This window comes from Nocardioides sp., from assembly GCA_037045645.1.
Taxonomy (GTDB): Bacteria; Actinomycetota; Actinomycetes; order Propionibacteriales; family Nocardioidaceae; genus Nocardioides.
Window position 1 is genome coordinate 1,452,490 of sequence record JBAOIH010000001.1, and the last position, 22,402, is coordinate 1,474,891.

Annotated in this window: 22 protein-coding genes; 15 read left to right on the top strand and 7 right to left on the bottom strand. The window is 68.1% G+C overall.

The genetic code is table 11. The features are described 5' to 3' along the window. Positions 1 to 202: 202 nt before the first annotated feature. On the bottom strand, positions 203 to 895 hold the full coding sequence (locus V9G04_07160; GenBank protein ID MEI2713068.1) for an HAD family hydrolase: 693 nt from the start codon (positions 893 to 895) through the stop codon (positions 203 to 205). 26 nt (positions 896 to 921) lie between these two features. Here V9G04_07160 and V9G04_07165 point away from each other — a divergent pair, with 26 nt between their 5' ends. Beyond that, positions 922 to 1,458, top strand: coding sequence for an ASCH domain-containing protein (locus V9G04_07165; GenBank protein ID MEI2713069.1), 537 nt, complete (start codon positions 922 to 924; stop codon positions 1,456 to 1,458). On the opposite strand, the gene V9G04_07170 is transcribed toward V9G04_07165, so the two are convergent. After that, complete coding sequence (locus V9G04_07170) at positions 1,455 to 2,396, bottom strand: hypothetical protein (GenBank protein ID MEI2713070.1); 942 nt, start codon at positions 2,394 to 2,396, stop codon at positions 1,455 to 1,457. The two genes, V9G04_07165 and V9G04_07170, sit on opposite strands and share 4 nt — an antisense overlap. A gap of 49 nt (positions 2,397 to 2,445) precedes the next feature. On the opposite strand from V9G04_07170, the gene V9G04_07175 reads away from it, so the two are divergent. Continuing rightward, the gene (locus V9G04_07175) at positions 2,446 to 3,054 is read left to right on the top strand and encodes an acVLRF1 family peptidyl-tRNA hydrolase (GenBank protein ID MEI2713071.1); all 609 of its coding nucleotides are present in this window, start codon (positions 2,446 to 2,448) and stop codon (positions 3,052 to 3,054) included. A 116-nt stretch (positions 3,055 to 3,170) separates the two neighbouring features. Here V9G04_07175 and V9G04_07180 read toward each other — a convergent pair whose 3' ends face one another. Beyond that, complete coding sequence (locus V9G04_07180) at positions 3,171 to 3,956, bottom strand: hypothetical protein (GenBank protein ID MEI2713072.1); 786 nt, start codon at positions 3,954 to 3,956, stop codon at positions 3,171 to 3,173. A 74-nt stretch (positions 3,957 to 4,030) separates the two neighbouring features. Here V9G04_07180 and V9G04_07185 point away from each other — a divergent pair, with 74 nt between their 5' ends. The 3 genes from V9G04_07185 to V9G04_07195 all read left to right on the top strand — a co-directional run bounded on the left by V9G04_07185 (position 4,031) and on the right by V9G04_07195 (position 7,443). After that, positions 4,031 to 4,939: an ABC transporter ATP-binding protein gene (locus tag V9G04_07185; protein MEI2713073.1), complete on the top strand. Its 909-nt coding sequence runs from the start codon at positions 4,031 to 4,033 to the stop codon at positions 4,937 to 4,939. Between the two features lie 414 nt (positions 4,940 to 5,353). Then, positions 5,354 to 6,508, top strand: a complete 1,155-nt coding sequence (locus V9G04_07190; GenBank protein ID MEI2713074.1) for a hypothetical protein — start codon at positions 5,354 to 5,356, stop codon at positions 6,506 to 6,508. Between the two features lie 41 nt (positions 6,509 to 6,549). Further along, entirely contained in the window at positions 6,550 to 7,443 is an 894-nt protein-coding gene (locus V9G04_07195) for a phosphotransferase (protein MEI2713075.1), read from the top strand. 10 nt (positions 7,444 to 7,453) lie between these two features. Here V9G04_07195 and V9G04_07200 read toward each other — a convergent pair whose 3' ends face one another. Beyond that, on the bottom strand, positions 7,454 to 8,389 hold the full coding sequence (locus V9G04_07200; protein ID MEI2713076.1) for a neutral zinc metallopeptidase: 936 nt from the start codon (positions 8,387 to 8,389) through the stop codon (positions 7,454 to 7,456). A gap of 61 nt (positions 8,390 to 8,450) precedes the next feature. Here V9G04_07200 and V9G04_07205 point away from each other — a divergent pair, with 61 nt between their 5' ends. The 4 genes from V9G04_07205 (at position 8,451) to V9G04_07220 (ending at position 13,553) form a co-directional block, all read left to right on the top strand. Next, positions 8,451 to 10,049, top strand: a complete 1,599-nt coding sequence (locus V9G04_07205) for an ABC-F family ATP-binding cassette domain-containing protein (GenBank protein MEI2713077.1) — start codon at positions 8,451 to 8,453, stop codon at positions 10,047 to 10,049. A 63-nt stretch (positions 10,050 to 10,112) separates the two neighbouring features. Further along, on the top strand, positions 10,113 to 10,898 hold the full coding sequence (locus tag V9G04_07210; GenBank protein MEI2713078.1) for an enoyl-CoA hydratase/isomerase family protein: 786 nt from the start codon (positions 10,113 to 10,115) through the stop codon (positions 10,896 to 10,898). 161 nt (positions 10,899 to 11,059) lie between these two features. Further along, positions 11,060 to 12,781 (top strand): ABC transporter ATP-binding protein, encoded by a 1,722-nt coding sequence (locus tag V9G04_07215; GenBank protein MEI2713079.1) that lies wholly within the window; start codon positions 11,060 to 11,062, stop codon positions 12,779 to 12,781. A 16-nt stretch (positions 12,782 to 12,797) separates the two neighbouring features. After that, entirely contained in the window at positions 12,798 to 13,553 is a 756-nt protein-coding gene (locus V9G04_07220; GenBank protein MEI2713080.1) for an SDR family oxidoreductase, read from the top strand. Here V9G04_07220 and V9G04_07225 read toward each other — a convergent pair. Continuing rightward, complete coding sequence (locus V9G04_07225) at positions 13,497 to 14,402, bottom strand: SURF1 family protein (GenBank protein ID MEI2713081.1); 906 nt, start codon at positions 14,400 to 14,402, stop codon at positions 13,497 to 13,499. The genes V9G04_07220 and V9G04_07225 overlap by 57 nt on opposite strands. A 40-nt stretch (positions 14,403 to 14,442) precedes the next feature. Between V9G04_07225 and moaA the strand changes: the two genes are divergently transcribed. Further along, positions 14,443 to 15,432, top strand: coding sequence for a GTP 3',8-cyclase MoaA (moaA, locus tag V9G04_07230; GenBank protein MEI2713082.1), 990 nt, complete (start codon positions 14,443 to 14,445; stop codon positions 15,430 to 15,432). Positions 15,433 to 15,597: 165 nt separating this feature from the next. Here moaA and V9G04_07235 read toward each other — a convergent pair whose 3' ends face one another. Continuing rightward, on the bottom strand, positions 15,598 to 15,810 hold the full coding sequence (locus tag V9G04_07235; GenBank protein MEI2713083.1) for a dodecin: 213 nt from the start codon (positions 15,808 to 15,810) through the stop codon (positions 15,598 to 15,600). Positions 15,811 to 15,854: 44 nt separating this feature from the next. Here V9G04_07235 and V9G04_07240 point away from each other — a divergent pair, with 44 nt between their 5' ends. The 5 genes from V9G04_07240 to V9G04_07260 are packed head-to-tail and all read left to right on the top strand — an operon-like array spanning position 15,855 to position 19,654. After that, on the top strand, positions 15,855 to 16,148 hold the full coding sequence (locus V9G04_07240) for a DUF3099 domain-containing protein (GenBank protein ID MEI2713084.1): 294 nt from the start codon (positions 15,855 to 15,857) through the stop codon (positions 16,146 to 16,148). Further along, positions 16,145 to 16,342 carry an acetone carboxylase gene (locus V9G04_07245; GenBank protein MEI2713085.1) on the top strand — a complete coding sequence of 66 codons (198 nt, stop codon included), beginning with the start codon at positions 16,145 to 16,147 and terminating at the stop codon, positions 16,340 to 16,342. The genes V9G04_07240 and V9G04_07245 overlap by 4 nt, the downstream gene beginning before the upstream one ends. Positions 16,343 to 16,379: 37 nt before the next feature. Next, positions 16,380 to 17,090, top strand: coding sequence for a 3-oxoacyl-ACP reductase FabG (gene fabG / locus V9G04_07250; GenBank protein MEI2713086.1), 711 nt, complete (start codon positions 16,380 to 16,382; stop codon positions 17,088 to 17,090). 49 nt (positions 17,091 to 17,139) lie between these two features. Further along, positions 17,140 to 17,913, top strand: coding sequence for an enoyl-ACP reductase FabI (gene fabI / locus V9G04_07255; protein MEI2713087.1), 774 nt, complete (start codon positions 17,140 to 17,142; stop codon positions 17,911 to 17,913). Positions 17,914 to 17,950: 37 nt separating this feature from the next. After that, the gene (locus V9G04_07260) at positions 17,951 to 19,654 is read left to right on the top strand and encodes a Mur ligase family protein (GenBank protein ID MEI2713088.1); all 1,704 of its coding nucleotides are present in this window, start codon (positions 17,951 to 17,953) and stop codon (positions 19,652 to 19,654) included. On the opposite strand, the gene cphA is transcribed toward V9G04_07260, so the two are convergent. Then, positions 19,633 to 22,392 (bottom strand): cyanophycin synthetase, encoded by a 2,760-nt coding sequence (gene cphA, locus V9G04_07265; GenBank protein ID MEI2713089.1) that lies wholly within the window; start codon positions 22,390 to 22,392, stop codon positions 19,633 to 19,635. The genes V9G04_07260 and cphA overlap by 22 nt on opposite strands. Between the last annotated feature and the right edge of the window lie 10 nt (positions 22,393 to 22,402).

Consider the following 22,402-nt stretch of genomic DNA (forward strand, 5'->3'; position numbering starts at 1 on the left):
CGGACTACACCGACCGCGACGGGCGGGTCGAAACCTGACCACCGATCTCGGTGGTTGAGGAGCGAACGCAGTGAGCGTCTCGAAACCACACCGGGCCGACGGACTACACCGACCGCGACGGGCGGGTCGAAACCTGACCACCGATCTCGGTGGTTGAGGAGCGAACGCAGTGAGCGTCTCGAAACCACACCGGGCCGACGGACTACACCCACCGCGACGCCTCGACCAGCGCGGTCACCACGGCCAACCCGTGCCTCGGCATCGGCGTGCGTGGGAGGATCAGCGTACGGATCCCGAGGTCGGCGGCGCCGCCGTCGTCGGTCCACGCGTCGCCCACCATGAGAGCGGCACCGGCGTCGACGCCGGCCTGATCCAGGGCGGCCCGGAAGATGCCAGGATCAGGTTTGACCGACTGCACGTCTCGGCTGAGCACGAGGTGATCCACGAGCGGCGTGAACCCCACGCGATCTAGGACCGGACGAATATCCAGACCCGCGTTGCTCAACACCACAACTTTGACGCCGAGGTCGCGCAACGCTTGCAAAGTCGGCACCGCATCGTCGTAGGCGATCCAGGTGTCGAGCAGCGTCTCGCGCAGGGCGTCGACAAGATCCGCATCGAGGCCGGGGATCTCGGCGGCCAAGATCGCGAACACCTCGCGGTGTCGCGCTTCGCTGAGATCTCGGGTGCCCTCGGGGTCGACCTCGCGAGCGCGTTCCCAGAAGAAGTCCAGCTTCGTCGAGGTCTCGACCGAGACCCTCGAAACTTCTCGCCCGAGGCGCGCTGCCGCCAAGGACAGCCACGCCTGGGCAGGGCCAGGGTCTACCAACGTGGAATGAAAGTCGAAGAGCACCGCCTCGATCGGTGCCGGCGGCAGAAGTTCACGTGCGCCCATGCACGCACCCTGTCAGACTCGACATCATGACTGACTCCCTCGCCTCGGACGCCGACGAGCCCACCGCAGAGAGCAACCCTGAGATCGAAGCGTTCTGGGACGTCGCCAAGTTCCACGCCCGGCTGAACGCCGCGCCGTCGTACTTCGGCCAGACGCCGCTGGAGTCCGTCACGCCACCTGCGTGGTCGTTCGGAGCAACTCCGGAGGTCGCCGACGAGTTGGCTGCGTTGGTGCGCGATGGCGTCAAGACGGCGACCGCGAGCGCACTGTGGGATTACGAGGCCGAGGGCGAGAGTCTGCCGGAGGAGGGTGAGTTCAGCATCGTGCTGGACGGCCGCGGTCATCCGGTGGCGCTGATCGCGACGACGCGGGTGCAGGTCGTCGCCTTCGACGCCGTCACCGAGGAGCACGCACGAGCGGAGGGGGAGGGCGATCGTACGCTCGCCTACTGGCGCGAGGTGCACGAACGCTTCTTCTCCGAGCACAAGTCGCACGACCGGGAGTTCGCTGCGGACATGCCGGTGGTGTGCGAGACGTTCGAGGTCGTCTACGTCGCGGACTAGAGCTTCGATCCGTCGTACGCAGGCAACGGTGGGTCCCACGTGAGGGGTACGCCTGGAGTGATCTGCTCGTTCGTGTCCTCGGGCCAGCGTGCGGTGCCGGTGTACGTCTCGCCATCGAGGTCCACGCGCACGACGTAGGTGAACGACTTCCCGCCGAGCGCGACCGCCTCGGTTGCTGGTTTCTGCTGGTGCCACGACACGTCGCCCTTGCTCCAGCAATCGCGCTTGGCCCTGCCAACGTCGAGGATGACGGACTTGCCGCTGTCGCTCCTGACCTCGATCGTCGCCGAAGCCCGCTTCGGGGTGTCGGGCAGGCCGGTGATGCCGAGCTCGATGCCATAGCTGTCCAAACTGCCGTCGTGGGCGGCAAGGACCGATGCGGTGCCGGTGGCGTTGCCGGGCACCGTGCCAGCCGTGGGAGTCGCCCAGCGGAAGCTGGCAGACACATCGCCACCCGGGCCCCGGCCGAAGAGATCGATCACCCAATCGGAAACCGGGCCGGCGGGATAGACGCGGAACGAGTGCTCGCCAAGGGTCTCTACCTTGCCTGGAACGCGGCGCAGACACCGGCCCTCACCCGGCTCGGCGAAGGTGGCCTCGAACTCGAACCCAGGCAGTGCGAAGGTGAAGTCGACATGGTCGGGCGATCCCACCGAGAAGAGTTTCGATCCGTCTCCACGCCAGCCGTCCGCGCAGCCGCCCTTCATGCACCAACTCCATGGCCGCAGTTCTTCGGTATGGCCGCCTCCGAGCTGCAAGAGAACACCCGCCGGGTGTTCGAAGTCCGCGTCCTCCTGGGTGACCTGATAGCTCACCGATGCGGCCGGCGAGGCATCGGTGGAAGTACGTGCCGACGGCACCTCCTCCACCACGGTCGCGTTGCCGCACGCGGCCAGCGTCATGCTCGCGAGGATCAGCGACATAGCTCGAATCATCATGTTGTGACGCGAGACGAGTGCGACTGGTTCCGTCGGTAGGTTGGTGAATGTGCCGAGCATCCTCGTCCCCGCAGTTCGTTGGGCGCGGTGGGTCGAGAACTTCGAGCGCGGCCACGGTGAGACACACTGGACGGCACCCGGCGCCTTGCGCGGGGTGGCCGCGGATGGGTCGACGGTGACGGTGGGATTGCCGTATCAGCGGACGTACGAAGGTCTCGCCGCACCACTCGACATCGCGGAGCAGGCACAGCCCCCCGACGACTGGGGCATCCTGCTCGTACGCAAGGGCGGTTTCGCTGTCGCGCGCATGGCGGGATCCGAGGTGCACGAGCACAAGATCGGACAACGCCACGTACAAGGGCGTACCAAGGCCGGCGGCCAGAGCCAGCAGCGCTTCGCTCGTCGACGCGACAACCAGGCCAGACAGGCGTACGAGGCCGCCGCTGATCACGCAGCTCGGCTGCTCGGAGAGAGTCGCGACCTTCTTGTGGTCACGGGCGGCGACCGGGCTGCCGTAGCCGAGGTGCTGTCCGACCCCAGGCTGGCACGGCTGCGTCAAGTCGGCCCGTGGCTGCCGACCCCGGACCCGCGTCGGCGCGAGCTCGATCAGGCGATCAAGGACGCCCAATCGCTGCAGGTCGACGTCACCAACGCCTGACCTGTCGCGTCTGCTCCGGCAGAGCCTGCCGACCTGTCGCGTCTGCTCCGGGAGCTGTGGAGAAAGTAGTGCAGATGCGACAGGTCGAGGCACTTGCGCGGAGCAGATGCGACAGGTCAGCGGAGGGTGAGGTTGATCTCCGCGAGCGCCTCACCCAGACGGGCGACCGCGACCTTGCCGACGCCGTGCAGCGCGAGCAGTTCGGCCGCACTCCACGAGGCGACCTCCTCCAAGGTCGTCACGCCCACCGCACGCAAGGCCCCCGTCGCGGGTGCGCCGATGTTGCGGGGCAGCGACGTTCCGGTCTGCACCGTACGCTCGCGCGCAGGCCCGCCATGATCCAGCACGGCTGCGCCGCGTGGCGAGAGCCGATAACCGATCGCCAAGGATTCGGTCAGGCCGCGCTCCTTGAGTTTGCGTACGTCCGCTTTCCACGCCAAGGTCTCCCGGCCGAGCCGATCAGCGAGTTCAGGAGCGCGTACGCCAGGATGCTCGTCGATGATCCGAAGGGTCTCGCGGGTCCAGGGCCCCTGCGCCGACGCCGAGTCGAGTCGATCGAGCCAGGCCCGGATCTCGGTGATCTCCTCCGGCGCCGGGATCGTGGCGCGCAGTTCGTCGCGGGGGTCGGCGCCGGCGTAGGTCAACCCGATCCGATAGAGCGTGCCGACGCTGCGGTACGTGGCTGACTTCTTCAGCGCCGCCAGCGACTCGGCACCCGCGCGTGTGGCATCAGCGGCTCGCAGTGCCGACACGGTCGTCGCCTCCACCGAGGTCACCTCGATAAGCCCTACGGACGTACGCATCCGGGTGCCCACTCGTACGCGTGGCCGGTCCCAACGACGGAATGCCAGGTCGACCTCGCCGCGCTTGATCGCCGCGAGTTCGCCCGGCCGGATCATCATGGCCGTGAGGATAGTGCGCGTGTCGGCGCCGGTTGGCCGAAACCGGGCCTGTCGCGCAGGCGTAGCGTGAACTCGTGAGCAACCCGAGCAAGACCGACCCGATTGAAGTCAGCGGCCTGGTCAAGACATTCGGCACGACCCGCGCGTTGGACGGATTGGACCTCACGGTCGGGCCAGGAGAGGTGCACGGATTCCTCGGCCCGAACGGCGCCGGGAAATCCACGACCATCCGGGCGCTGCTCGGCCTGATCCGCACCGAAGCAGGCACGGCGAGGGTGTTCGGACAGGACCCGTGGGCGGACGCGGTGGCGATCCACCGCCGCCTGGCGTACGTCCCCGGCGACGTGAACCTGTGGCCCAACCTCACCGGGGGCGAGGCGATCGACCTGCTGTTGCGACTGCGAGGTCTGAACCCGAAGGCGACGGATCGAGACGCGATGCTGCAACGCTTCGAACTCGATCCGACCAAGAAGGGCCGGGCCTATTCCAAAGGCAACCGGCAGAAGGTCGCGCTGGTCGCCGCGTTCGCGGCGCCTACCGAACTGCTCATTCTCGACGAGCCCACCAGCGGACTCGACCCGCTCATGGAGCAGGTGTTCAACGAGTCGCTCGCCGAGCACAAGGCGGCAGGGGCCACGGTCCTGCTCTCCAGTCACATCCTCAGCGAGGTCGAAAGGCTCGCGGACCGGGTCACCATCATTCGTGAGGGCGCGACGGTCGAGACCGGCTCGCTGGCCGAGTTGCGTCATCTGAGGCGCAACCACGTCCGCGCCGAGGTCGTCGGCGACATCCCGGCTCAGATCCACGGCACCCACGACCTGGTGGTGACGGATGGGCTCCTCACCTGCACCGTCGAGGCGGACGGGTTGGCGCCGCTGTTGGCCGCGTTGCGGCAGGCAGACGTACGCGCACTGACGGTGACGCCGCCATCTCTGGAGGAACTCTTCCTCGACGCCTACCGTCCGCAAGGCAGCCAGCCATGACCGGCGTAGGTGCTCTGCTGCGGGCAGCAGTGCGACGAGACCGCGTCCTGATCCCCGTGTGGATCGCGGTGTTGGCGCTGATGGTGGCGGCCTCGGCCTTCGCCACCGCAGATCTCTACGCCCACGAGTCCGAGCGCGTGGCCGCCGCTCGGCTGGTCAACTCCAGTCCCGGTCTGGTCGCGCTCTACGGACCGATCCTGAACGTGCACAGTCTCGGCGAGATCGCGATGAGCAAGATGACGGTGATGTACGCGCTCTTCGTCATGGGCATGGGGCTGGTGATCGTACGCCGCCACACCCGCACCGAGGAGGAGTCGGGACGCGCCGACCTGGTCGGCGCCGGGCTGATCGCTCGCGAAGCCCCCTTGCGAGCCTCGCTCCTGCTTGCGGCCGGAAGCTTCGTTGGCGCTGGGCGTGCTGGCCGCTGCTCTCGATCTGGTGGCCGGGCTGGAGCCGATCGGTTCGCTGGCCTTCGGGGCGAGTTGGGTCGGCGCCGGGATCGTCGGCGCGTGCACCGCCGCGCTGGCCTGCCAACTGACCTCAAGTACGCGTACCTGCACGGGGATCACCCTGGCGATCTTCGGAGCCTGGAACGTGCTGCGAGCCGCCGGTGACATCGGCCCGGACGGATTGGGCTGGCTTTCACCTCTCGGCTGGGGTACGCGGCTCGACGCCTGGGGCGATACCCGCTGGTGGGTGCTGGGGCTCTATCTCATCCTCGCCGCGGCGCTGGCCGTGGCCGCTGAGCGTTTGCGCGCACGACGCGACCTCGCGGCGGGCATCTTCGCGGATCGACCCGGCCCGGCGCGCGGTGAACTCCACTCGATCCCGGCGCTGGTCTGGCGCCTCAACCGGGTCGCACTGGCCTGGTGGCTGGCCGCCAGCGTCGTCTTCGGCGGCCTCTTCGGCTCGATCGCGCCTCACCTGGGCGGGCTCTTCGATTCGGCAGCGGGCCGAGCGGCACTGGAAGCGCTCGGCGGCAAGGGCAAGGTTGAGGAGTCCATGCTGGCCGCCCTGTTGGCCGTCATGGCGGCGCTCTTCTCGGCGTACGCGCTGCACACGGTCGTGGCCGCGGGGCACGAGGAGTTGGACGGTCGTACGCCGGTGGTGCTGGCGGCCCACGGCAGCAGAGCTGCGGTGTTCGGAACCCAGGTAATGCTGGCCTTCGCGGGATCTGCGTTGCTGGCGTTGGGATATGCCGCCGGTTGCGCGGTGGGCTACGGCGCGCAGGTGCGCGGGATCGGCCACCAACTCGCCGTGCTCGTCCCGGCCGCGCTGGCGCACGTGCCCGCGATCTGGGTGGTGGCGGCGCTCGGGCTGGTGGTCTGGACGGTGCGCCCCGCGCTGACCTGGCTCGGTTGGGCGTTCCTGGCCGCGTTCGTGATGCTCTCCGACCTGGGCCGCGCCCTGAAACTGCCCGAGTGGGTGCTCCAACTCTCGCCCTTCGAGCACGTCGTGAAGGTGCCCGTGCAGCCGGTCTCCTGGGCAGGGGAGTTCGGGCTGAGTGCGGTGGCGGCGGCGTTGCTGGTGTTTGCGTGGTCGCGATATCGCACGCGCGACGTGGGCTGAACCACCCCTCACGAGGGGCGATGGTCGATTAGGGTCCGACCATGTGGCACCCCGAGCCGGGCTGGCAGCCGTTGCCATCGGGCTCCGGCGCGTCCACGGTGGGCGTCTGGGCGGGCACCTGGGACGGCACGCCAGCGGTGATCAAACGCCTCGCGCGCCCACACGACCCCGACCCCGACGTGGACTCGCCGCAAGGGTTCGCGTACTGGTGTCGCGAGGCCGACGTGTCCACCGAACGGCTGCTCGAGAGCACCCTGGGCATCCGTGCGGCACGGTGCCTGGCCGTCGAGGAGGACGGTGAGGGCGTCACGGTGGTGACCGAGAGAGTCCAGGCAGCCGCCAACAACGGGCTCTTCCTGGCTGCCGCACTCGGAACCTTCGCCACCAACGAGGTGCCCGATCGCCGCTGGTGGGCCTGTGGGCAACTTCGCGCGCGCCTGAGGCGGGTGGAGCGTCGTGGCGGTTGGCGCACGCTCGGGCGTACGACCGCCGCCGACATCGCCGATCACCTGTGGCGACGCCGCGGGCACTTTCTCGATCTCCTCGACGCCGCACCCCAAGTCTTGCAACACGGTGATCCGACGCCGGCCAACCTGCGAGGTCGAGACCGGGAACTGGTGATCGGCATCGACTGGGGATCGGTGGGCCTCGGCCCGCTGGGACACGATCTGGGCCTGCTGGCGCTGGGAGCGCGGGAGGAATTCGGCCCGCTGTTGACGGCGTACGTGGAGGCGTACGACCCGACGATGCGCGACCAGGCCCGTCTCGGGGCATATGTGAGCGCGGTCTACACCGCGTTCACCCGGGCAGACTTGGCCCTGCTGCAAGTCGCGCCGGGGGATGGTCCGTTGGCCGCGAAGTTTCGCCACCCGAGCGTCGCGACCTATCTGAAATCACTGCAGCGCCTCGGCCCGGAGGTCGAAGCGCTGCTGTGAAGTAGTGGAATCAGGGACCGACGGGCACGCAGGCGTCGACACCCTGCTTGAAGCCGATGTTGAAGGATTCCACCCGCTGCTTGGCCGAGCCGTGGGTCCAGTTCTCCGGCGTGACCCGGCCCTGGGTCTTCTCCTGGATCCGGTCGTCACCGACGGCCTCGGCGGCCGCGATGGCCTCCTGGATGTCCTGCTCGGTGATCTGGGTGAAGATCGCGACCTTGCCGGTGGCATCCTCGGTCTCGGTGGCACCGGCGGTCCAGGCGCCCGCGAAGCAGTCGGCCTGGAGTTCGAGTTTGACCGCGTCGGAATTGGGGCCCTTCTGGGTGCGCACCTTGTTCATGATGCCCGCGAGGTTCTGGATGTGGTGGCCGTACTCGTGGCCGATCACATAGGGCTCGACGAAGCCCCCGTCAGGCCCACCCAGTTGTTGCTCCAGAACCTGGTCGAAGAAGGTGGTGTCGAGATAGATCGTCTGGTCTCCGGGGCAATAGAACGGGCCGACCTGGCTGGTCGCCTGACCGCAGGCGGTGTTGACGGCACCCGAGAAGGTCTGCATCTTGGCGGGCTGGAACTGCGCGTTGTCGCCCTCGAAGTCGGTCTTCCAGAAGTTGTAGAGCGAGTTCTCCACCGCGATCCGGGCACAGTCGACGTCCTGCTGGGCGTCCGCGCCGGTCTTGCAGTTGGCGTAGCGGTCGGGGTCACTGACCCGGCTGGTGTCGTTGCCCGACTGGGTGCCTTGGTCCTGCCCCGAGGGCTGGCCGGGGAGCCCGCCCATGCACTGGAACAGTACGAAGAGCAGCAGCAGGACCAACAAGCCGCCGATGCCGCCGCCAGCGGTGGTGCCGCCTGGGATCGGCAGTCGCATACCGCCACCCCCGGGGCCGCCGCGTCCGCCGTCGTCGCCAACCCGGCTCGTGTCCAGCCTGGCCTTGGGGTTGAAGCGCATCTGTTGTCCTTCCGATACCGCTCAGGAGGGCCCACCGCCCTCGCGGTAGCCTATCGAGCCGATGCTCACCGCCAAACACCTCCAAGTGCGCGCCGGGTCACGACTTCTGATGGAGGACGTGACCTTCCAGGTGGCACCCGGCGACAAGATCGGCCTCGTCGGCCGCAACGGCGCCGGCAAGACGACCCTGACGAAGGTGCTCTCCGGTGAGGCCTTGCCGGCCGCCGGGAGCGTCACCGCCACCGGCGAGATCGGCTATCTGCCCCAGGATCCCCGCTCGGGCGATCCGGAGCAGTTGACCCGCGAACGGATCCTGTCCGCGCGCGGCCTCGACGATGTCGTACGACGCCTGCGACTTGCCGAGGAGCAGATGGCCAGCGATGACGAGGACGTACGCGAGCGAGCGATGCGCCGCTATGCGCGAGCCGACGCAGAACTCCACGCCGGCGGGGGATATGCCGCCGAGTCCGAGGCCGCGACGATCGCCCACAGCCTCGGCTTGGAGGACCGGCTGCTCAGCCAGCCGCTTCGTACGCTCTCGGGTGGTCAGCGGCGACGCGTCGAGTTGGCCCGGATCCTCTTCAGCGGTGCGGAGACCCTGCTGCTCGACGAGCCGACGAACCACCTCGACGCCGACTCGATCGTGTGGCTGCGCGACTTCCTCAAAGCACACAAGGGTGGGCTTGTGGTGATCTCCCACGACACCGCGCTGTTGGAGACGACGGTCAACAAGGTGTTGCACCTCGACGCCAATCGCGCCGTGATCGACGTCTACAACATGGGGTGGAAGGCGTACCTGACCCAACGCGAAACCGACGAGCGACGTCGCAAGCGCGAGCGACTCAACGCCGAGAACAAGGCGCGTACGCTGACCGATCAGGCCAACAAGATGCGCGCCAAGGCGACCAAGGCGACCGCGGCACAGAACATGCTCAAGCGGGCGGAGAAACTGCTCGACGGAGTCGAGAGCGCACGAATGCACGACCGGGTCGCCAAAATCGCCTTCCCCAAGCCGGCTCCGTGCGGCAAGACGCCGCTGAGCGGCTCGGAGCTGTCGAAGTCGTACGGCTCGCTCGAGGTCTTCACCGACGTCGAGCTGGCGATCGACCGTGGCTCACGGGTGGTCATCCTGGGGCTCAACGGTGCGGGCAAGACCACGCTGCTGCGGATCCTGGGCGGGGTCGACCAACCCGACACCGGCGTGGTGACGCCCGGGTACGGCCTCAAACTCGGCTACTACGCCCAGGAGCACGAGACCCTGGACACCGACGCGACGGTCTTGGAGAACCTTCGTCACGCGGCGCCACAGCTCACCGATTCCGAGGCGCGCTCGGTGCTCGGCTCGTTTCTCTTCTCCGGCGACGACGCCCACAAGTCGGCCGGTGTGCTCTCCGGGGGAGAGAAGACCCGACTCGCGCTGGCTGCGCTGGTGGTCTCCAGCGCCAACGTGCTGCTGCTCGACGAGCCCACCAACAACCTCGACCCGGCGTCTCGCGAGGAGGTGCTGGCGGCCATCCGGTCGTACGAGGGCGCAATCATCCTGGTCACCCACGACGAGGGTGCCGTACGCGCTCTCGAACCCGACCGGGTGCTGATCCTGCCCGACGGTGTCGAAGACTTGTGGAACGAGGAGTACGCAGACCTCGTCTCGTTGGCCTGACCTGATCCGGCGGGGCTCCGACCGAGGCCAGATCGGGCCGAGCTCCTCCCTAGACTTCGCCACATGCCTACGCACGAAGAACTCACGACCGCCGGACTCGACTTCGTCCAGGACGGACCCGTCGCGACGATCACGCTCGACCGCCCGGACGTACGCAACGCGCAGACGCCGTTGATGTGGGAGACGCTGGCAGCGCTCGGCAGCGACTTGGGCGACGAGGTGCGGATCGTGATCGTCAAGGGCAACGGGCACTCGTTCTCCGCTGGGCTCGACCGGGCGATGCTCGACCCGAAGGCCGGTCCCGATTCGGTGATCGGGCTGCTGCAGCGCACCGACGAAGAGATGTCCGCCCAGATCGGGCATTGGCAGGAAGCCTTTACCTTCCTGCGCGACCCGCGTTTCGTCTCCATCGCCCAGGTGCACGGCTTTGCGATCGGCGCGGGCTTCCAACTGGCGCTCTCGTGTGACCTGCGCGTGGTCGCGGACGATGCGATCTTCTGCATGAAGGAGAGCGCGCTCGGCCTGGTGCCGGACCTCACGGGAACAAAACCGCTGGTCGACGCGGTTGGGTACGCCAGAGCTCTGGAGATCTGCGCCACCGCGCGCAACATCTCCGGTGACGAGGCGGGCCGGCTCGGACTCGCGACCACGGTGGTCGCGGCCGACCAACTCGACGCGGCGACCGCGGAGCTCGTACGCAATCTCACCGCACCACTGCCGGGCGCCGTTCGCGAGACGAAGGCGATCCTGCAGCAGGCCGCGGCCCGCGACCTGGACAGCCAGCGTCGTGTCGAGCGTGAGGCGCAGGTGCGCCGCTTCCGGGAGCTCGCGGAACTGATGAAGGGATAGCCATTTGGCGAACATGCACGGGATGCGACCGCAGTTCCGACACCTCCGGGCCGATCGCGAGGTCGCCAACCAGAAGCTGGGACGAGAGACCGTCCGGCGCGTGCTGTCGTTCGCCAGACCACTGCGGCCGCAGATCGCGGTCTTCATGGGCCTGACCATTCTTGACGCGTGTCTGGTGGTCGTCTCCCCGCTGTTGGTCAAGCTGCATCGTCGACGACGGGATCCTCAAGCAGGACACCTCGCTGGTCATGTGGCTGGCGCTGCTGATGGCGCTGGTCGCGGTCGTGGATGCGGCATTCACCGTGACGCTGGGCTACTTCTCTTCGCGGATCGGTGAGCACCTGATCTTCGACCTGCGCTCGCAGGTCTTCGCGCACGTGCAGCGGCAATCGCTGGCGTTCTTCACGCGTACGCAGACCGGCGCGCTGGTCTCGCGGCTCAACAACGACGTCATCGGTGCCCAGCGAGCCTTCACCTCGACGCTCAGCGGCACCGTGTCCAACTCGATCTCGGTGGTTGTCGTCGGCATCTCGATGCTGTGGTTGTCCTGGCAGGTCACCCTGCTCTGCCTGCTGATGTTCCCGATCCTGCTGCTCGCCTCGCGCTGGGTAGGTGCTCGACTCGCCGGACTCACCCGGCAACAGATGGACGGCAACGCCGACCTGGGCAACGCGATGACCGAGCGCTTCAACGTCGGTGGGGCGATGCTGCTCAAGCTCTTCGGGCGGCGCGCGGACGAGGATGCGTACTTCCAGGACAAGGCGGCCGTGGTGCGGGATCTGGGGATCCGGATCTCGCTGATCCAGCGCGTCTTCGTGGCTGCGATGATGCTGGTGCCCGCACTCGCGACCGCGCTGGTCTACGGCGTCGGTGGTCGGTTGGCGATCAGCGGAGCGCTGTCGGTCGGCACCCTGCTGGCGCTCGCGACGCTGCTCGTACGCCTGCTCGGCCCCCTGCAGGGGCTGTCGAACGTACGTGTAGACGTGATGACCGCGCTGGTCAGCTTCGAGCGGGTCTTCGAGGTGCTCGATCTGCCGTCGATGGTCGCGGAGAAGCCCGACGCGGTGAAACTCCCCGCGGAGGCGAACCGGCTCGTGTTCGACGACGTCTCCTTCACCTATCCCCGGGCAGACGAAGTGTCCTTGGCATCGTTGGAGGCGGTCGCGCGTACGGAGAGCCGCGACAACTCCCAGGTGCTCGACTCACTGTCGTTCACGGCCGAGCCGGGGGAGATGGTCGCGTTGGTCGGGCCTTCGGGCGCGGGCAAGACGACCGTCACCAACCTGGTCGCCCGGCTGTACGACGTGCGCTCGGGCGCCGTCCGGATCGGCACGCCCACGCAGACCTGGGACGTGCGTGACGTGACCTTGCAGTCGCTGGAGGACGCGGTCGGCTATGTCACCCAGGACGCCCACATGTTCCACGAGACGATCAGGGCCAACCTGCTCTATGCACGGCCGGCGGCGACGCAGGAGGAGATCTGGTCGGCACTCGAAGCCGCCCAGATCGCAGGGTTGGTGCGCTCCCTGCCCGACGGTCTCGACACCGTTGTCGGTGATCGCGGCTACCGCCTGTCCGGTGGGGAACGGCAGCGTCTGGCCATCGCGCGCCTGCTGCTGAAGGCGCCAGCGATCGTGGTGCTCGACGAGGCCACCGCTCACCTGGACTCGGAGAGTGAGGCCGCGGTGCAGCAGGCCCTCGATGCGGCGCTCGCGCAACGTACGTCGCTGGTCATCGCGCACCGGCTCTCGACCGTACGCAACGCCGACAAGATCCTGGTCCTGGACGGTGGCCGGATCGTGCAGCAGGGCACCCACGACGAGTTGCTGGTGGCGGGTGGGACGTACGCCGACCTCTACCGCACGCAGTTCGCGCACGCCTGACACTACGGTGGCGTCCATGGATCTTGGACTCACCGATCGCGTCTATCTGGTCACCGGCGGCACCCGAGGACTCGGGGCAGCGACGGCTCGCGCACTCGTGGACGACGGTGCGCGCGTCGTGGTGTCGAGCCGCGATCAGGCATCCGTGGACGCTTCCGTAGCCGACCTGGGGGAGCGGGCGATCGGCCTGGTCGCCGACAACGCCGACCCTGCTGCGCCCGGCCTGCTACTCGACGCTGCGCGTTCGAAGTGGGGTCGCGTGGACGGCGCCCTCGTCAGCGTCGGCGGACCGCCACCGGGCAAGCCCAGCGAGGTCGACGACGATGCCTGGCGCGCGGGTTTCGACTCGGTGTTCCTGGGGGGCGTACGCCTGTGCCGCGAGGTGGCTGCTGCGCTGGGGCACGGCGGCTCGATCGCGCTGGTCCTGTCGACATCGGTGCGCAACCCGATCCCTGGTCTCGCCGTCTCCAACGGCCTGCGGCCCGGGTTGGCGATGTTCGCCAAGGACCTGGCCGACGAGGTCGGCGCGCGCGGGATCCGGGTCAACGGTCTGCTGCCTGGACGAATCGCGACCGATCGGGTGCAGGAACTCGACGAGGCCACGGGAGACCCGGCCGCCGCCAAGGCGCGTCAACTCGAGTCCATCCCGTTGGGTCGCTATGGCGAGCCCGACGAGTTCGGTCGCGTCGCGGCGTTCGTACTCTCGCCGGCCGCGTCACTGCTGACGGGCGTGATGCTCCCCGTCGACGGAGGTATCTCCCGCTCGCTCTGAGTCCGGCGGCAGGTCGTCGTCCGGGGGCAGGTCGTCGTCCGGGGGCGCGGTCCACGCGTCGAGGCGGTCGCGGAAGGTCGGCCGTCGGCCGGACGAAGGTGCGCCACGCTCGCGCTTGACGGGCCCGTTGCCGCGCCACTCGTCGTACAACAGATAGCCGAAACCGAACACCGCCAGCACGCCGAAGAACCACCACTGCAGACCGTAGAAGAAGTGCGGTCCCTCGCCGAGGTCGGGCAACTCGACGGGGCGCAGAGCCTCGGCGGGTGGGGGATCCTCGCTCTTGAGTTCGAGGAAGCCGCCATAGACCTCGCGGTCGAGAGCCGCACCGATCTCCTCGCTCGAGATGGCACGGGTCGAACGATCGTCTACCTCGGTGCCGCGACCGGTCGCGTCGGCACGTACCCACCCCTCGATGGTCACCTCGCCGCTCGGCGGCTCTGGTGCCGCGACGCTGCCCGAGCCGGTGTTCTCCGTACGCATCCAGCCGCGGTCGACCAGAAGGGCCGTGCCGTGCGCGGTCACGAGTGGCACCACGACCTCCACCCCCGAGGTGCCCTTGCGGGTGCGATAGCGCACGATGATCGTGTCGTCGGTGTCATAGGTCCCGGTCGCGGTGATCAGTCGCCACTCGTCATCGGCGCTGACCGCACGACCTGCCGCCAGGACGTCGTCCACCGGCTCGGGTGCGGCCTTCTCGTTGCGTTCGATCACGGCGTTGTCGTGGCGACGCTGGTCGAGACGGCCGAACTGCCACTCGCCCAACCACCAGGCCAGGTAGGCCAGCAGAGCCACGATCAGGGCGAACACGACCCAGCGGGTGGACAGGAGGAAGCGCCAGGATCGCACGGAACGAGGGTAGTCGGGGGTCGCTGCGTAGACTGAACCGGTGAAGTTGGAGGACCGATTCGGCCGGGTGGCCACCGACCTGCGGGTGTCATTGACCGACCGCTGCAACCTGCGCTGCACCTATTGCATGCCGGCGGAGGGTCTGGACTGGCTGCCCGACGAGTCGGTGCTGACCGACGACGAGATCGTCCGGTTGATCGGCGTCGGGATCACCCAACTCGGCATCGAAGAGGTCCGTTTCACCGGGGGCGAGCCGCTGGTACGTCGCGGACTGGTGGGGATCGTCGCGGGCGTACGCTCCCTGAACGCGGACGTGGAGATGTCGCTCACCACCAATGCGCTGGGACTTTCGCGTCAGGCGGGGGCGCTGGCCGAGGCCGGGCTCAACCGGGTCAACGTGTCTCTCGATTCGATCCGGCACGAGGCGTTTCGTGAGATCACCCGGCGCGACCGGCTGCACGATGTCCTCGAAGGCCTCCAAGCCGCGCACGCCGCCGGGCTCGGTCCGGTCAAGGTCAATGCCGTGCTGATGCGCGGCATCAACGACGACCAGGCCCCGGAGTTGCTGCAGTGGGCGATCGACCACGGCTATGAGTTGCGCTTCATCGAGCAGATGCCCCTGGACGCCCAGCACCAGTGGAACCGCACCAACATGATCACCGCCGACGAGATCTTCGAGCGGCTCTCCACCGAGTTCACGCTGACCCCGCACGGAGAGCCGCGTGGCAGTGCTCCGGCGGAGCTGTTCGACGTCGATGGCGGGCCTGCGACGGTCGGGGTGATCGCTTCGGTGACACGACCGTTCTGCGGTGACTGCGATCGCGTACGCCTGACTGCCGACGGTCAGATCCGCAACTGTCTGTTCGCGCGTGAGGAGTCCGACCTGCGTACGGCGTTGCGCTCGGGCGCCACCGATCTCGAACTGGCCGAACGCTGGGTCATCGCCATGCGCGGCAAGCGGGCCGGTCACGGGATCGACGACCCGTCGTTCCTCCAGCCGGACCGGCCGATGTCGGCGATCGGCGGCTAGTTCGGGTCGGGGGAGTGCCCGGCGGTTGAGCGTGCGAGTTCGCGCGTACGCTCGAACTCACGCAGTTGGAACGATCCAGAATGTACGGGTTCGCGCGTACGCTCGAACTCGCCCCGAGCTGCGGCACACCTCGCTGCGCTCGGCGTACCTCCGCTCGCTCCTTGGTCATTCGTCCTCTAACCGAAAGCCGATCTTCATAGCCACCTGGAAGTGCTCCACCTCGCCGTCCTTGGCCTGGCCGCGGATCTGCGTGACCTCGAACCAGTCGATGTGGCGAAGGGTCTGCCCGGCGCGCGAGATGCCGTTGCGGATGGCTTGGTCGATACCGTCGGGGGAGGTGCCCACGATCTCGGTGAGGCGATAGGTCCGGTTGCTCATGACTCGGATCGTAGGCCAGCCCGGCCGGTCGTACGATGGACTCCATGCCACACCGCCGCAGCGATCGACCGCTGCGCATCACCTCGGCGCCGACCAACAAGGCCGACGAGATCGCGTCACGCCAACGCCGCTATCTGTTCTCGATGGCGATCCGTACGGCGTGTGTCATCGGCGCGGTCGCGGTGGGTCCCGGCTGGTTCCGTTGGGTGCTGATCGCCGGGGCGGTGCTGCTGCCGTACGTCGCGGTGGTAATCGCCAACGCTGCCAATCAGCGCGACGACGGCTTCCGACCCGAGACCCCGAACCACCAGCACCGAGAGTTGGGAGGCACCCGATGAACGTGTGCTCTGCGAAGGGCTGCGCCGCCGCAGCGTTGTGGGAACTGCGCTGGAACAACCCCAAGATCCACACCCCCGAACGGCGCAAGGTGTGGCTGGCCTGCGACGAGCACCTGCCCTCGTTGACCGACTTCCTCTCGGCGCGCGGATTCCTGCGCGAGACCGATCCGCATCCGGGGCGCGGGCCGGTGTGATTCGGCGTACTAATCGGTAATCACTAGCGTCAAAGCGGTGAGTACCCCACGATCCGTCCTGGTCACCGGAGGCAACCGCGGCATCGGCCGCGCGATCGCCGAGCAGTTCGTACGACTGGGCGACAACGTCGCCGTCACCACCCGCAACGGCGGCGCGCCGGAAGGCGCGCTGGACGTGCGCTGCGACATCACCGATCCCGCAGCGGTCGAGGCAGCATTCGCGACGATCGAGGAAGCACATGGCCCGGTGGAAGTGCTGGTCGCCAACGCCGGGATCACCAAGGACACCTTGCTGTTGCGGATGAACGAAGACGACTGGTCGAGCGTGATCGACACCAACCTCACCGGCTCCTACCGCCTGGCCAAACGGGCCGCGAAGGGGATGTTGCGGCTGCGTCGGGGACGGGTCATCTTCATCTCCAGCGTGGTCGGCCTGCTGGGTTCGGCCGGCCAGGTCAACTATGCGGCCTCCAAGTCGGGTCTGGTCGGCCTGGCTCGCTCCCTCGCGCGCGAGCTCGGATCCCGTGGGATCACCGCCAACGTGGTCTCACCCGGCTTCGTCGAGACCGACATGACCGATGTCCTCACCGACGAGCAGAAGGCCGCAATCAAGGCGCAGGTCCCGCTGGGTCGCTATGCCAGCACGGACGAGGTCGCCTCCGCAGTGACCTGGTTGGCCTCCGACGGGGCCGCGTACGTCACCGGCGCCGTCATTCCCGTCGACGGCGGCCTCGGCATGGGGCACTGACTCCCAACTCAACCCCTAGCGAGACCCAACTCAACGAAAGGACGGTGCCATGGCAGGCATCCTCGAAGGCAAGCGGATCCTGGTCGCCGGCGTGACCATGGACTCCTCGATCGGTTTCGCGACCGCCAAGATCGCCCAGGAGCAAGGTGCGACCGTGCTGATCTCCAACTTCGGTCGCGCGCTCGGCATCACCCGCCGCATCGCCAAGAGGCTGCCCAGCGAGCCACCCGTGCTCGAACTCGACGTCACCGACCAGGGCCACCTCGACGGGCTCGCCGACGCGGTCCGCGAGCATGTGGACGGTCTCGACGGGGTGGTGCACTCGATCGCCTACGGCAACCCCGAAACGCTGCTGGGTGGCAAGTTCCTCGACGGTCCGTGGGAGGACGTGGCCCAGGCAGTGCAGGTGTCGGCGTACTCGCTGAAGAGCCTCGCCGTGGCCTGTCGCCCGCTGATGAGCAGCGGCGGGTCGATCGTCGGCCTCACCTTCGATGCCACCACGGCGTGGCCGTCGTACGACTGGATGGGCGTGGCCAAGGCCGCGCTGGAGAACACCTCGCGCTATGTCGCCCGCGACCTGGGTCCGGACGGGATTCGCTGCAACCTGGTCTCCGCCGGACCCCTCAAGACGCTTGCCGCGAAGGCGATCCCCGGGTTCGAGGCACTGGAGTCGTCCTGGAAGGACCGGGCGCCGCTCGGCTGGGACGAGAGTGACCACGAGCCGACCGCACGTGCGGTGTGTGCGCTGTTGAGCGACTTCTTCCCCGCCACGACCGGGGAGATCGTGCACGTGGACGGCGGTTTCCACGCGATGGGGTTGTGAGGGACGCAGCGCCGAGCGAGACGCTAGGTTTCCGTAGGTGACTTCCCTGGTCGAACTCCGCGTCCTTGAGGGGCCCAACCTCTACTTCCCGCGTGCCGCCATCAAGCTCACGCTCGACATCAGCACCCTCGCGCACGCGCCCACCGAACGCGCGAAGGCCCTCGCGACCCGTATCGGCCTTCGCAACGCCAGACCCGGCGAGCCGGACACCGGCTTCCGGCAGCGGTTCGCCACCCGCGCGGTCGCTCGCCTGGTACGCGCGATCGCCGAGGAGAGCGGGACCAAGCGGCTGGCCATCCGGGTGCGTTCGACCCACGACCCGCACCAGATCGTGGTGGCCTACCCCTGGCGGCATCGCGGTCGCGGGCGCGCGATGGGCGAGGCGGTGGCAGCCGTGCTCGATGCCCTGCCCAGCGCCGACCTCGAGGCCGTGATCAGCGAGGCCGCAGCCGCTGTCGCGACAGCCGAGCCTGGTGCGCAGCCGACGACGATCACGCCCAAGATCCCGGTCGTCGCCGTCACCGGCACCAACGGCAAGACGACCACCAGCCGGATGATCGCGCACCTGGCGCGGACGGCCGGCAAACTCACCGGCTGGTCCAACACCGACGGCATCTATATAGATGGCGAGCTGGTCGAGGCCGGTGACTACTCCGGTCCCAGCGGTGCTGGCCGAGTGTTGGCGCACAAGCAGGTCGAGTTCGCCGTCACCGAGACCGCCCGCGGCGGCATCCTGCTCAAGGGCATCGGTCTGACCCGCAACGACGTCTCCGTCGTGACCAACGTCAGCGCGGACCACCTGGGGCTGCACGGGATCGACACGCTCGATCAGTTGGCGGAGGTCAAGGGCGTCGTCCCCAAGATCACCCGGCGCAGCGGGTGGGCGGTGCTGAACGCCGACGATCCACGCGTGTACGCGATGCGGTCGACGATCAAGGCCCAGCCGTGGGTCTTCTCGCGCGACCCGGACTCGCCCGGGATCCGCGAGACGCTGACCGACGGGGGCCGCGCCACGACCGTGATCGACGGCTGGATCTCGGTGCTCAAGCCGCACGCCGACCCCGACCCGCTGCTCGAACTCGTAGACGTACCGATGACGCTGGCGGGACTTTCGCGCTTCAACGTCGAGAACGCACTGGCTGCGGCGTCGGCCGGATTAGCCATCGGATTGCCTCGGGCGGTCGTGATCGAGGGCTTGCGTGACTTCCGCCCGGACGCCGAGCACAACCCGGGCCGGATGAATTTCTTCAGCGTCCCCGTCGAGGGCGGCGTCGTCTCGGTCGTGATGGACCTGGCACACAACGAGGCCGGGCTGGAGGCGTTGCTGGAGATCATGGCGGGCGTACGTCCACCCGAGCGTGCGCTGCGACTCGGGCTGGGTGCCGTGGGAGACCGCCAGGACGACCTGATCGTACGACTGGGCGAGATCGCGGGGATGGCCTGCGATGACATCGCGATCGGGCACAAGCTCAAGTACCTGCGTGGCCGCACACGTGACGAACTGGACGGCTTGTTGCGCGAGGGCCTGGAGCGGGTCGGCTTCGAGGGTGCGGACAGCTACGACACCGAACTCGCCTCTTTGGAAGCACTCGTCACCCGTGCTGTGCCCGGCGACGTGATCGGCCTGATGTGCCACGCCGAGCGCCAGGAGTGCTACGACTGGATCGCTGCCCACGGCGGTACGTCGGACACTCCTGAGACCCTGGGCGACAAGGTGCGTCAGGCCTCCGGCGCGACGTAATCCGGGTCAGCCGTCGGCAGGTCCTCGTTGCCCGCACCGGCCTGCGCCTGCAGCGACCAGTTCTCCAGCTCGCTCATCACCTGCGGGTGCTTGTCCACGCAGATCACCACGAGGTCGCCGGGGTTCGCACGCGCCATCGCGTGGCTTACGGCCTCGATCTCCACGGTGATGATCTCGACCTGTTTGCAACGCGCCCCCTCGGCCATCGCCCGGCGTACGCCTTCGGCCACCAGTGTCGAGGTCTCACCGCGCTCACGACCACGCAGCGTGACGTCCTCGCGGACGATCACGACGTCGAAGTGGTGGGCCGCGACCTCGCCGAGTTCGCGCATGTCCTCGTCGCGACGGTCGCCAGCGGTGGCGATGACACCGATCCGCGAAGGCTTGCCGAGTTCGTGCGAGGACGTGAGCGAGTCGCCGACCCGGTCGACGAAGTCGCCCAACATCCGCATTCCCGGAGCGTTGTGGCAGTAGTCGACGATCACGTTGACGCCGTTGACCTCGACCTCGTTGAGGCGGCCGGGGGAGAGGTAGTAGTTGGTCGAGAAGGTCCGCAGACCCTGCCGGATGTCGTGCAGGGGAGCACCTGCCGCGAACGCTGCCGCGGCTGCGGCCAAGGTGTTCTGTACGTTCATCCGCGCCTTGCCGCCGAAGGTCGCAGGCAGCAGGTGCACCCACGCCAACTGCATCTCACGCGGGCCGTGCTTGACCAGGATCATCTCGCCGCGCTCGGTCTGATTCAGCACGATCGCCTTGCCGCCGCGACGGCAGTGCGCGTCGATCATGTCGCGCTCCTCCGAGCCTGGCTCGGCCATCGAGAACCACACGATGCTGCCCGAGCAACGCCGCCGCATGTTGCGTACGAGCGGGTCGTCGGCGTTGAGCACCGCGTGGCCGTCGCGCGGCACCGCCTCGACCACGACCGCCTTGACGTCGGCCAACTGCTCCACGGTGTCGATGCCGCGCAGACCCAGGTGGTCGGGCTGCACGTTGAGGACCACGGCGACGTCGTTGCGCTCGTACCCCAGGCCCTCGCGCAGGATCCCACCACGCGCCACCTCGAAGACGGCGAAGTCGACGCGCGGGTTCTGCAACACCATCCGAGCCGAGCGGGGTCCGGACGCATCGGCGCGGATCAGCAGGCGCTCGTCGATGACGACGCCGTCGGTCGAGGTCATGCCGACCTTGCGGCCCAGCCCCTTGAAGATGTGGCTGATCATCCGTGAGGTGGTCGTCTTGCCGTTGGTGCCCGTCACCGCGACGATCGGGATGCGTGCGGTGGTGCCGGGTGGGAAGAGCATGTCCACGACCGGCTTGGCGATGAATTGGGGCTCGCCGATGGTCGGGTGGGTGTGCATCCGGAAGCCCGGGGCCGCGTTGACCTCGCAGATCGCTCCGCCGGTCTCGCGTACGGGCTCGGTGATGTCGGGGCAGATGAAGTCGATGCCCGCAATGTCGAGTCCGATCATCCGGGCCGCTTCCTCGGCGATCTCCACGTTCTCGGGGTGCGCCTCGAAGGTGCGGTCGATCGAGATGCCTCCGGTGGACATATTGCCGGTCAGCGCGAGCTTGACCATCTCACCCTCGGCGGGCACCGAGTCGAGGGTGTGCCCCTGACTGGTGAGAACCTCCTCGGCTGCCGCGTCGATCTTGATCCGGGTCAGCACCTTCTCGTGGCCGACGCCGCGGCGGGGGTCGGCGTTGGTCAGGTCGACGAGTTCTTGCACCGTCGAGGAGCCGTCACCGGTCACCGAAGCGGGGACGCGCTCGGCGATCGCCTCCATCCGCCCGTTGATGATCAGACAGCGGTAGTCCTTGCCGGTCACGAACGACTCGACGATCACATAGCCGCGACGTGACTGCTCTTCCGCGATCGGATACGCCGCTCGTACGTCTTCCTCGTCCTGCAGATCGAGGCACACCCCGCGGCCGTGGTTGCCGTCCAGGGGCTTGACCACCACGGGATACCCGATCCGGCGCGCAGCGGCGACCGCGCCGTCCGCGGACCGTACGGTCTCCTGCTTGGGGACCGGCAGACCGGCGGCACCCAGCAGCTTCGTGGTGAGGTCCTTGTCCGAGGCCACGTCGACCGCGATCGAACTGGTCTCCGAGGTCATCGTGGCGCGGATGCGCTTGGCGTGCACTCCCTGGCCGAGTTGGACGAGGGAATACTGATTGAGCCGGATCCACGGGATGTCGCGCGAGACGGCCTCGTCGACGATCGCCTGGGTCGACGGTCCGAAAGCACTGCGCTCGGCACGTCGGATGTAGGCCTCGAGTTCCTCGTCCCAGTGGAAGTCCGCCTCGGTGGAGACGAGGTGATTGACCAGGCGTACGGCCAACCGCCCCGCGGCCAGGCCGACGTTCTCGTCCACATAGCCGTAGATGACGTTGTAGTGGCCCGGCTGACCCTTGACCTGACGGGTCTTGCCCCGGCGGATGTCGTGGCCGACGACCTGCTGCAGCGCGAGCGCACAGTGCTCGGCGACGTGGCCCAGCCAGGTGCCCTCCTGCAGCCGCTCGACGAAGCCGCCGCGACGACCGCGCGAGCAGGAGTGCTCGCGCAGACCGGGTAGCATCTGCAGGAGATTGTCGGTGAAGCCCGGCAGCCGATCGGTCGGATAGTCCTCCAAGGAGCCGAGGTCCACGACGAGGTGGATCGACTTGTCGTAGGACCAGATGTTCGCACCGCGGTAGACGCGGGTGTCGAGGATCGTCAGATCGGGTGTCGCGGTCACGCGGGTGCTC